Here is an 11825-nt window from a genome sequence, read left to right on the forward strand (position 1 = left end):
ATTAAGTTAAACGAATGTTTTTTCAAAATTGGAAACATAGATATTTCAAGCTATCTATGTTTATCTACTATGAATTGTGATTCCTCATAATATAGATAGATTGCGTCGTTACTTTTAGATTCATTTCATTTCTCAAAAATTACTCATTATATAAGCTATCTTTATATTTATTTATATACGTTATTTTTTGTGGTTCTGATAACATATTTATCGCCATCCACACATTCTTTTTCATTTCTAATTTTTGCATTGGTATCTCTTTTAAAACTGGATTACCTATAATTTCTTCCATTTCTTCATCAATTCTTTGCATAAGATTTCCTTCTGGATTATTTTTCAAATAAGTATTTTTCAATCCCCATTTTGTCATTATAAATTCATTCGTTTTATTCATAGGATTAATAATAGTAGCTGTACTAGTTAATCGTTTTTTTATTTCATCATGATAGATTTTAATTTTATATCCTTCTTTTAGTGAAATGCTATCGTTTACTATCGTTACATTTGTTCCTTCCATTTCCTTCGTATAAATTTTTTCTCCCTTATCATTAAACACCTCTATTGATGCGTATTTTTCATCTGTATAATAGCTATGAGGAGTTTTAGTAGTAACCGTAAAAACAGCTTGCTTTTGCTCTAAGTCTGTATTTAATTCGGCAAACTGGTCATCTCCTAATCCTAGGAATTGAATTGTTTGATTTACCAACTTACTCACTTTCATTTCGTTAACATCAATCGTTAGACTATTATCTTTTTCTTTTACATAGGCATAATACGAACTAAAATGGTACATACTATCCGTTTTCCCACCTGAAATTTCAACTGTATAAACTCCATTTGGTACGTCTTGTACATTGATATCTGTTGTTTCAATTGTTTTCTCTTGAACAACTGTATTCCCTTCTTTTAATTTAATTTTTCCTCCTTTCAATGTATCTATTTCATTTGTATTTAAATGGATATGCAAATTCCCTTTTAGTCCAAGTGGAGCAATTTGCTGATTCGTAACTATTTCGAAATTGGAGTTTATCGGAATATCCGGATCAACTATAGCTCTTGCTTTCGCTAATTGTGATTCAGGCACTATAAAAGCTAAAGAAGTAACAGCCGGAAAACCTTTCGCCCTATTCATCTCTATTTGTTTATGATTAAGCTTAAAGCCCCATCTTTCAAAAACAGGTGTAAAATCAACTTGTCCATTCTCACTATAATACTGATTCATTAAATCTGGTAAAGAATGGTCACCTTTTTTGAAAGCAGCATTGCTAGCTAGTTTTCGATAACCTTGATACATTTTTGCAAAAGCTTCATCGCCAGCTTTTTGTTTCGCCATCGTTAAAAGAATAAGTTTTTGTCGTAAATCTAAATCATCATAAGTTTTATTTTCTTTCATTAAAGCATTATATAAATTCCGTTCTACCTGTTCCTTTTTCCCGAAATTAAACAACCAACCAACTTGATCTGCTTTTTTTCCATATTTGCTATATTGATATTGAACACCGAATAGATTATTAGAAACTTCTCCTGTAAATATTCCTTGATTATCAAAACCAGCTTGGTATCCGTGAGCGATTTCATGTAAAGTTCCCCAACTCAGTTTATCTAACCACATTTTTGTACTATCTGAACTATTCGCTGTCCAATTTGTGCCATAATAGGCACCGCCAGCACCAGATATATCTGCTTTTAAAAAATAACGATTTTGACTTTTTTTATTTTCAACCGCTGAACCATCTAAACCAATAATTGAATCATACATCGCAAAAATATCTTCATAATACGCAATTAACTCATCCAATGATTGAAAATCTTTTAAAGACCTTACTATTTCTTTATCTTTTTTAGGTATAAATAATTGAAAACTCTCCCCTTGAAGTAACGCATACTCTCCATCAAATTGATCCCATGTACTAAAAAATTGAGATACACTTCCTTGTTGTTTATAAATGGGAAGAGGTTTAGTAGCACTTTCATTCCCTACTTGGTACTCAAGTACAGCGTGCTCTTCACCATACGGAGTATCTATGAAAGGAACTAAAGGCGTATCACCTTGAATGGTAATCCATTCATTTCCTACTTGTATGGATTTTTCATTTTTAGAGTCATTAGACAATAAACGTAATGTTAATTTGTCTTTAAAATTAGGATTCGTTTGTCTTACCTTTAATGGTGTATTTCTCTGCAAAATAAATCCTAAATCTTGTCGATCGTGATATTTACCCTTACTTATGCCCGCCTGAAATATCCAAGTAGGCTCTTCTAAACTAGTAATTTCTTTTACATTTGTTCGTTCATCAGCATGTAAATGTATATTTCCTATGAGGAAAAACATTGTATACATGATGCCTATAACAAGTAATCTTTTCATTTGCATATCTCCTTTTCTATTTTTTATATACAAAATACAATAAAACCCTCCTTCTTCACTTATAACTGTCGTCAGTAAGTTACTTATCAGTGTAATTATTATAGTTACATTAACTCGTGATTATCAATCATTAAATATATGTAATTTTGCATATACGAATACTTAATGACAATTCCCAAAGTATCCTATAATTATCAATATTTTTTCAGACATTATTCAAAAAAAACACGAAGACTCTTAAGTCTTCATGTTTTTTTATACATGTTATTAAACTTGTGATTGAATTAATTACTAAAATCTTTTTAATCGCGAAAAATCAATTATTTTTAGGCTGATAGCCATACGTAAACTTTTATGATTTACTCATCCTTTTTGTTCTGTAATATTAAATTTTGAAACCAGTTCCGTTAATTCTTCCACCTTTTCTTTCATTTTGTTGGATTGGATTGATATTTGTTCAATTGATACGGCCTGTGATTGAATTGAATTTACTGTTTGAAGCGTCTCCTTTTTCACATCCGTTGCAGTTTCAGAAACTAGCGAAAGAGAAGCATTTACTTCTTCTGTACCAGCAGACATCTCTTCTGTCGCTGCGGATACTTCTTGAATTTGACTTGTAATCTTATCAATATCTCTCATAATAGACAAGAAGGTTTGATTCGCTTTGTAAGCAGCTTCTTTTCCTTCTACTGCCTTTTGTTGTCCTTTTTGCATGACATTAACTGTATCTTGGGTATCTTTTTGAATGGATTTTATTAAATGATTAACTTCTTTTGCAGATTCTTTAGATTGCTCAGCCAAGTCTCGAACTTCTGCGGCAACCACTGCAAATCCTTTCCCATTCTCTCCAGCACGTGCCGCTTCAATAGCGGCATTTAAGGCAAGAAGATTCGTTTGTTCGGCAATATTAGTAATTGCAGCGAGAGCTGTATCAATCTGTTGTGTACGTGTAACAAGTTTATTTATTACTTTTGATGTTTCCTCGACAACATCATGCACACTATTCATTTGAAGAATAGAGTGATTTATCACTTCACTACCGATATTTATTCGTTCTGTAGTCGTTACTGCTACCTCAGCGACTACTGCTGAAGATTCAGCTACAGTTTGCACCCCTGTTGTAATTTCTTCCATTGAGGATGAGCTCTCCTGAATACTAGTTACCTGTCCTTCTATTTTTGTTTTTACTTCTAAAACAGTCTGTACAACCTCATTTGAAATACTAGACGCTCGATTTGTATCTTGTAATACGCCCTCCGTAGTAGAAATAACCTCTTGTGTTGTCATCTTAACATTCGCAATTAATTGTTGAAGGTTATCTAACATACTATTAAAAGACTGAACAATATGCCCTAATTCATTATTTGCTTTATAAGGAGTACGTGTTGTTAAATCTCCAGCTGCTACTTTTTCCATATCATTTTGTAGTAACACAAGTGGTTTTCGGATAGTTAATTTAATAATATATCCAATTAATATAATTATTAAAATTGCTAAAAGCGAAATACTAATAAACATTATCATTGTATTTTGAGCACTATTATTATTTTCCTTCTGTAAAAGCTCTGCATTATTACTATTATATAAAATCAATTCCCGAATTGATTTTATTGATTTTTGCATATTAGGTTCAATCTCTTTTAGGTAATATGCATATGCTTCCTCATTATTAGATTTCCCTAATTCTTGCGCTTTCTTCATTTGAGTTCTTAATTCATTAAATGTTTCATAAAACGTGTTATATAATTCTTTTTCTTTAGTAGAAATAACTTTAGCCTCAAACTGCTTTAAAAGATGATCATTTTCCTGACGAATTCCGTCCATTTCTCTTATTAATTCATTCATTCTTTTTTCATCTTTTGATACCATAATTTCCATAAAGTTCATATTAACATGATAAAAATTAGATTCTACAATACCAATCCACTCAATTGGTAGTAAATTATCCTCATACATATTAGAGGAAGTACTTTTCCCTCTTTCTAATCCCCAAAACCCTATTAGGGATAATACTATACATGCAATACTTGATATAGTTATTAATATGTTTAGTTTTGTACCAACCTTACTGTTTCTTAATAATTCCAATTCACTTTCTCCATTCTAATATATAGTTTAAGTAATGTATTTTATACCAAGAATCCAAAAATTACGATGTTTATTTTGTGATATGCAATTTTGCATATCATCCACTACTGATTCAAAATAACCTAACATTGTAATTTTGGTTTTCCAAAAATTCATGATTATGAACACACCCTATTAATTCTTAAACTTCTCATCCAAAATATCCAAAAATATTGTGGCACCAGGGGAACCCATCATTGATATATAAATTACACTGCTATACAAGACTAGCTTAAAAATATTTTTCTTATTGCTCATTTTTCTATTTCCTCTCTATTAGAAGTACTCCTAGCACATCGCACTAATAAAAACGATAGTATTAAAAAATAAGGAAAGACATAACACCTATGTCTTTCCTCTAAAATTGTAACACTCAATATACTCTTAGCTCTATTTGATTTGCCAGTTAAATCCTCACATTTCTTTCTTTATAATATCTCCTAACTCCGTCCAACTTGTAATCCGCGGGATATTGAGATGTTGATTGTAAGAAGTAGTTTTTGCATACACATTTATCGGTTTTCCTATTAACGTTTCTAAGACTGCCGGCTTATCATCAAAGAAATAGTTTAATTTTATTTCTTGTATGAAGTGTATTTTTTCTTCATCCCTCATTCCATAGAAAAAGCGATCTTCATGTACCGGAAAACCTTTTTCTATTAACCATTTTTTTGTTTGCTCTCCATGCTCTTTAGGCCGAGCTGTTATATAGTATATTTCATGTCCCTGTCTTTCTAATTCTTGTAATGTCTCTACTGCATATGGAAACGGTGAACAAGAAGTATAATAAATCTCATCCAGCAAACTATTCCACATATGACTGCCTTCCTCCGAATTCATGCCAAATGCTTCATGAATTTCAATTGTTTTTAAAGAATGAAATATATCCAATCCTACTTTTTTGTTTAATTTTTTATTATATAAATGAAAAGCATGCTGCCTTAAATCAATTAACGTATCATCGATATCAAATCCAAACTTCACTCTTCATCGCTCCATTCTGCCATCCATCTATCGAAAAATATAAGTAGTTTTTATTCTCCTTATATTTTCCGATATTCTGGATAGCCAATAAATCTATAATCTTTTCCAACCTGGGTAAATGATATATCCTTAAACTCAATCGCATCTTGCATTTTAGTAATACCAGTCCCCTCTACAAAGCTAGGCGCCAATCTGCCACCAATGATTTTAGGTGCAAAATATAAAATAAGTTTATCCATCAATCCATTTTCAATAAACGAAGCATTTACCTCTCCACCACCTTCAATAAGTAGGGAGGAGACTCCTTTTTGCCCTAAAACATCAAGCATTTCATGTAAGTTTATATGCTTTTCTCCGCTAGTAACAAATACTTTAACTCCTGCATTTTCTAATGCTTTCTTTTTTTTCGCTGCATGATTACTTGTTGTAAATATCCAGGTAGGAGCTTCTCCATCTGTAACAACGTTAGCTTCCATCGGTATGCGTAATGTCGAGTCCAATATTATTCGAATTGGATTTCGTCCATTTGGAATACGCGTTGTCAATGATGGATTATCCTTTTGAACAGTATTCGCTCCTACTAAAATAGCCGCATTTTCGTTTCGTATTTGGTGTACTTCTTGTCTTGCTTCTGTAGATGTAATCCACTTACTATCCGATGAAGACGTAGCGATTTTCCCGTCTAATGTAACTCCCGATTTAATCGTTACAAATGGACGCTTTGTCAAAATATATTTATTAAAGACTTCATTCATTTTTTTAGATTCTTCTTCACACACTCCTACAAGTACTTCAATACCTGCATCTTGTAGAATTTTAATTCCACGTCCAGAAACAAGCGGGTTTGGATCAAGTGTAGCAACTACTACCTTCTTAATTCCTGCTTGTACAATTGCTTCAGCACAAGGCCCTGTTCTACCATAATGAGAACAAGGTTCAAGAGTTACATAGATTGTAGCACCACGTGCCTGTTCTCCAGCCATACGTATCGCATGTATTTCGGCATGTGGTTCTCCAGCCTTCATATGTGCTCCGACCCCTACAATTCGATTATCATTTACAATTACAGATCCAACCAATGGATTTGGAGTCGTTTGTCCCTTCATAGCCTTGGCATTTTCTAGTGCTAGCTTCATATACAATTCATGCTCAAGCATGTAAGTGTCCCCCTTCAAAATGTCCAGAACGCTGAATCTTCGTTTGCAAATATTTCTCATTAAACTCTGAGACATCACCCCATAACGGTTCACGACTCGTAACATTTAATCCAGCTTTTTGTAACGCTTCTAATTTTTTTGGATTATTTGTAATAAGTTTTACAGGTTTTGAGCGTAGCGCTTTTAATACTTCAATTGTATCATCATAGTTTCGAACATCATCTTCAAAACCTAGGTTCAGATTAGCTTCTACTGTATCTAACCCATTTTCTTGCAAGAGGTACGTCATAGCTTTACTAAACAAACCAATTCCTCTTCCTTCATGATTCGCTAAGTAAAATAAAGCACCTGAACCATGTTCTGTAATCATTTGTAAAGACTGCTTTAATTGAAATCCACAATCACAACGTTTACTACCAAAGATATCACCCGTGTGACAAATACTATGCATACGAATTAGGGCATCTTCAGAATTCTCAAAATCACCATACACAAGCACACTAGATTGCTGCATATCAGCTAAATTAATAGATGAAAGCTTTTCAATAATTCCTTCTACACTATTTGTAACCTCACTACATTGCAACCAAGAATACCATTGGAAAACTTTAGTCTCCCCATATAAATTAATTGGCAATTTGATAGGACCTACTAAATAAATATCCTTTCCATCTTGATGTATAAATTGAATTTTATCTTCTAACATATGAATTGTATCTGTTGTAACCATTAGGTACCTCCTAGTATAGAGAATCTCTAAAAAATTCTCTTCCATTGTTATATTTTTTATTGTTTAACTTACACAGCGTAAGTGTTTTTACAGATGATATTCTTTTTTCTCTCAGCTTATATGCAATATGTATCATTACAACCTTGGCTATTTAAAGAAAAGAATTCCAATTACATAAAACAACTTAGTTACTTTATGTAAGTGAGTATACATTCGTAACTAATTTACGTCAAGTAATTAATTATAAAAATATTTGTTACTAATAGTAAGATGTTATATAATTTATTTTAGGAGGTGAAGGAAAATGAAGGATTCTACATTATGCCCTCGCTTTGAAAAAGGAATGAAATTTTTTAGTCAACGATGGACAGCACTAATTATTTACCAACTTTTTTCTGGATCTCAGCGCTTTTGTACGCTTGAATCTTCTCTTCCTGTTAGCGGAAGATTACTTTCAGAAAGGTTGAAAGAATTAGAACTAGAAGGAATTGTCGAACGTAAAGTCTTTCCTGAGACACCAGTTCGTATAGAATATTCTTTAACTCAAAAAGGATTTGCTTTAGAATCCATTATTCGTGGAATAGAAGAGTGGTCACAGGAATGGGTAAAACTTGAGGAATAGCATAAAAGCTTTTTCGTATATAGTTTTAAGTAATCAAATTACAAATATCTATAATTAAAACGCTAGTTTTTCAAACATTTATGAAAAGCTAGCGTTTTTGAATGAATAAAATAAAATTTAAGAAATGAAACAAGGTGATCAAAACGATCACCTTGTTCCTTTAAAGATTAAAATAGTGTTTTTAACAGAACGAATAAACTTTTTTGACGAAACAGTTTTTTTTCACAATACAGTTAGCTTCCTCCGCTATTTGCGAACAGTAAGACCACTACTAATTAAAGCTTCACTTTATTACATTTGAATGTTACTTATGAAATTTCACACGCTCTTCAAGTGGTTGGAATTCTTTTTCTCCTGGTGCAGCCGTTGGATTACCAAATGGCATTTGCGCAATCAGTTTCCAATTAGCAGGAACATTCCATTCTGTTTTTACTTCATCATCAATTAATGGATTATAATGTTGTAAAGATACCCCTAATCCCTCTGCTTCTAAACCTGTCCACACGACTAATTGGTGCATACCTGATGCTTGGTGTGACCAAATTGGGAAGTTTTCAGCATATGCAGCAAATTTTTCTTGAAGCGATTTAACGATAGCCTCATCTTCAAAGAATAGTACTGTTCCATAACCAGCTTTAAAAGAATCCATTTTTTGTTGCGTGCCTGAGAAATCTCCATCTCCAACTACTTTTCTTAATGTTTCAGTTGTAATATCCCATAATTTATCATGAGCTTCACCAAATAATACAACTAATCGCGCAGTTTGAGAATTGAAAGCTGATGGAGTATATTTCACAGCAAACTCCACAATTTCTTTAATTTTTTCATCCGATACTTGTACCTCTTTGTTAATTCCATAGTAAGTACGTCTTTCTTTCAGTGCAGTATAGAAATCTTTTGTCATAATTCATTTCCTCCTAAGTTTTAATATTCTTCAAAATGATACATTGCGAAGAGAATATGAGTTGAAATGAGTTCATTTTTGAACCATCGAACACCATAACACCAATTGCTAGTCATTCTGAATCTAAACCACTGCTTCTTGCTTCAGTTTACCTAAAAAAACTCTTATAGCATCATTGATACAATCTAGTGATCATTCGGTATTATTTTACCCATTCTCTATTCATGTATCCTGCTTGTTTCATATTTACACAAATATGAAAATAACCTTAAATTGATGGTCAAAAAAGCCAGGTAGCATGAATAACACATTACCTGGCTTTTTACATTTTTAATTTACATTCAACTAAACATTACCAATGAATAGTAGTAAAAAATATACCCGTCACTTATTTAATAATTAACATCTCATATGGATGTTGTTCCATAAATCTATTCTCCCAAGGAATCTCTAATGATGTCCAATTTGAACCACCGTCTACTGACTGATACACTCCTTTATTGCTAAACAGATAAAACGTTCCATCACTTGTTGCCTTTAATACTGGTATGATTGTCCCTTTAGGAGTTGGTAAACCTGCATTCATTTCTGCCCAAGACTGATTTTTTTCTTTCTTATAAATAAATGATTCACAATTTCCATTATTGTAATCATGCGCTACGCGTGGATTTGAAGATGTCGCGATAATAATATTTTCTGGATCATTTGGGTTAACTGCCATTTGATATGCGTAATGATGCTTTAGCCCGCTACACATATAGTTCCAAGTCTTACCTCCATCATTACTCTCCGCATACTCTTGACCTGGTTCTTTCAAGAATGAATCACCTAACACCCCGTATAAACGATTTGGGGCATTGCGATGTGATTTAAGAATGTGAATATCTTGAGGATAGTTCCCCTCTTTTTCCTCAGTCCATGTCTTACCTCCATCTACACTTTTAATTAATCCACCAACCTCAATAGTCGTATAAATAGTTTCTGGATTATTAGCATCAATTTCAATATGTTTTACATGGTGTGTATATGTTCTTTGAGGAAAGAACCATGATGAATATGATGGCATTTGTCGATAATCTGTTAGCAGCTCAAAACTGTCTCCTCCATTTTTGGATACGAACATTGCACTCGGTTCAGTTCCTACATATACAATCCCGTTACCGTCATCCCCCTTCGCTGGAGATACAGAAACTGCTGTAATAGCTCTCATATGAATATCATTAGCTGGGAACACTTCACCAAATGAAGGCAACGTACCAATTGCTTCCCATGAACTTCCTCCATCTTTACTTCTCCATAATCCCCTATCAAAAGTACCACAATACATTCTTTCTTGGTCGTATGGATCTAAAGCTAAAGCAACTGGATTCGCACCTACAAACTGCGATTGGACGCTCCATGTTGAGTCTTTTTTTTCTGCGATTACAAGTTCTCTATCAAACGCTAATATGAATTTTTCCATAACTAAAATCTCCTCGTTTCATAATATATCTACTGTATTATTTAAATTTTTACCGTTACAAGTTATGAGATAACACTTATATGCTACAGCATATAAAGGATAAATTTTATAAGCAATATGTGATTAAAAACTTACATTATATAATTTGTTAACTTCACATCAGTATGATGAACAAGATGTCCTGTTAACTCATATAAGTCCATATGCCACCTTCAAATAAATCGCAATTTATATGCTATAGCATATATAATATAGAATGCATTATTTTATGTCAAACTTTAATACTGTTAATAAGTTCTTTAGCTCGCCTAAAGTAATTTAAAAGTCATAATATAAACAGAAACATTTTATTGAATAGAAAATAAAAAAAGAGTGCAATTTTTGCACTCTTTTTACTCATTTCTATTAGAAATCAAAGTTATCAGGATCTGGACCAACGCGGTGATTTTGATTTAATGCATCGATTTTTTCCATATCTTCTTTCGTTAATTCAAAGTTAAATACATCGGCATTTGCAATAATACGGTGCTCTTTCGTTGATTTTGGAATTGTGATCACTTCATTTTGAAGATCCCAACGTAAAATGACTTGTGCTGTTGTTTTACCATGTTTCTCAGCAATTTCTTGTAATGTTTCGTTATCTAATAATTGACCTTGCATAAGTGGTGACCATGCTTCCATTTGAATACCTTGTTCTTTACAGAAAGCTTGTAATTCTTTTTGTGTTAAACGAGGATGGTATTCCACTTGGTTGATCATTGGCTTAATTTCCGCATCTTTTATTACATCTTGTAAGTGATGAATTTGGAAGTTACTTACGCCAATTGCACGTACACGCTTTTCTTTATAAAGTGTTTCTAACGCTCTCCACGTATCTTTATATTTCCCTTCTACAGGCCAGTGAACAAGATATAAATCTAAATAATCTAGTTTTAATTTTTTTAAACTCTCTTCGTATGCAGCAATTGTTTCTTCATATCCTTGATCTGCGTTCCATACTTTTGAAGTGATAAATAATTCTTCTCTTGAAATACCAGTTGCTTCAATACCGGCCCGAATCCCCTCACCTACAGCTGTTTCATTTCCGTAAATTGTAGCTGTATCGATGCTGCGGTATCCTGCTTTAATTGCTGATTTAATCGCTTCTACAAGTTCTGGTCCTTCTTCTACTTTAAATACACCTAAACCGAACCAAGGCATTTCTACACCATTATTTAATACTGTTTTACTTTGTAAGTTTTTCATTTTATTTTCGCTCCTTTTATTTTACTTGATCTCTTTTTTCTAATGTCATACTCCATGCTGTTAAAATAACAGCACCTACTACCATAATGCCGCCTACCCAAGCTGTATGAATTAACCCTAACGAGTTCGTTACAATACCACCTAAATAAGCACCAAGGGCAATCCCAGCATTAAACGCCGCAATATTAATTGCCGATGCAACATCGACAGCACTCGGTACAAATCG

9 protein-coding genes and 1 pseudogene are annotated in these 11825 nt (G+C 32.8%); 1 reads left to right on the forward strand and 9 read right to left on the reverse strand.

All coding sequences use genetic code 11. The features are described 5' to 3' along the window. Positions 1 to 139: 139 nt before the first annotated feature. The 5 genes from H6481_RS23635 to H6481_RS23655 form a co-directional block, all read right to left on the reverse strand. Positions 140 to 2368, reverse strand: coding sequence for a putative mucin/carbohydrate-binding domain-containing protein (locus tag H6481_RS23635; protein WP_182813344.1), 2229 nt, complete (start codon positions 2366 to 2368; stop codon positions 140 to 142). A gap of 363 nt (positions 2369 to 2731) precedes the next feature. Then, the gene (locus H6481_RS23640; RefSeq protein WP_000422012.1) at positions 2732 to 4456 is read right to left on the reverse strand and encodes a methyl-accepting chemotaxis protein; all 1725 of its coding nucleotides are present in this window, start codon (positions 4454 to 4456) and stop codon (positions 2732 to 2734) included. Positions 4457 to 4909: 453 nt separating this feature from the next. Continuing rightward, complete coding sequence (locus H6481_RS23645) at positions 4910 to 5479, reverse strand: HAD family acid phosphatase (protein WP_098852081.1); 570 nt, start codon at positions 5477 to 5479, stop codon at positions 4910 to 4912. Positions 5480 to 5538: 59 nt separating this feature from the next. Beyond that, positions 5539 to 6636 carry a bifunctional diaminohydroxyphosphoribosylaminopyrimidine deaminase/5-amino-6-(5-phosphoribosylamino)uracil reductase RibD gene (gene ribD / locus H6481_RS23650; protein ID WP_098852080.1) on the reverse strand — a complete coding sequence of 366 codons (1098 nt, stop codon included), beginning with the start codon at positions 6634 to 6636 and terminating at the stop codon, positions 5539 to 5541. Continuing rightward, positions 6629 to 7366 (reverse strand): GTP cyclohydrolase II, encoded by a 738-nt coding sequence (locus H6481_RS23655; protein WP_000258865.1) that lies wholly within the window; start codon positions 7364 to 7366, stop codon positions 6629 to 6631. Before H6481_RS23655 ends, ribD begins: the two co-directional genes overlap by 8 nt. A 304-nt stretch (positions 7367 to 7670) precedes the next feature. Between H6481_RS23655 and H6481_RS23660 the strand changes: the two genes are divergently transcribed. Beyond that, the gene (locus H6481_RS23660) at positions 7671 to 7988 is read left to right on the forward strand and encodes a helix-turn-helix domain-containing protein (RefSeq protein ID WP_098852079.1); all 318 of its coding nucleotides are present in this window, start codon (positions 7671 to 7673) and stop codon (positions 7986 to 7988) included. Positions 7989 to 8292: 304 nt separating this feature from the next. On the opposite strand, the gene H6481_RS23665 is transcribed toward H6481_RS23660, so the two are convergent. The 4 genes and pseudogenes from H6481_RS23665 to H6481_RS23680 all read right to left on the reverse strand — a co-directional run. After that, positions 8293 to 8892, reverse strand: coding sequence for a nitroreductase family protein (locus H6481_RS23665; protein ID WP_182813346.1), 600 nt, complete (start codon positions 8890 to 8892; stop codon positions 8293 to 8295). A 388-nt stretch (positions 8893 to 9280) separates the two neighbouring features. Further along, a complete protein-coding gene (locus H6481_RS23670) occupies positions 9281 to 10354 on the reverse strand; it encodes a glycosyl hydrolase (RefSeq protein ID WP_182813348.1) in 1074 nt (357 codons plus the stop codon). A gap of 405 nt (positions 10355 to 10759) precedes the next feature. Beyond that, entirely contained in the window at positions 10760 to 11599 is an 840-nt protein-coding gene (locus H6481_RS23675; RefSeq protein ID WP_023522567.1) for an aldo/keto reductase, read from the reverse strand. Positions 11600 to 11615: 16 nt separating this feature from the next. Then, a pseudogene (locus H6481_RS23680) lies at positions 11616 to 11825 on the reverse strand (MFS transporter); the annotation flags it as partial.

Origin of the sequence: Bacillus sp. ME78, assembly GCF_903970865.1 — a bacterium.
GTDB lineage: Bacteria > Bacillota > Bacilli > Bacillales > Bacillaceae_G > Bacillus_A > Bacillus_A cereus.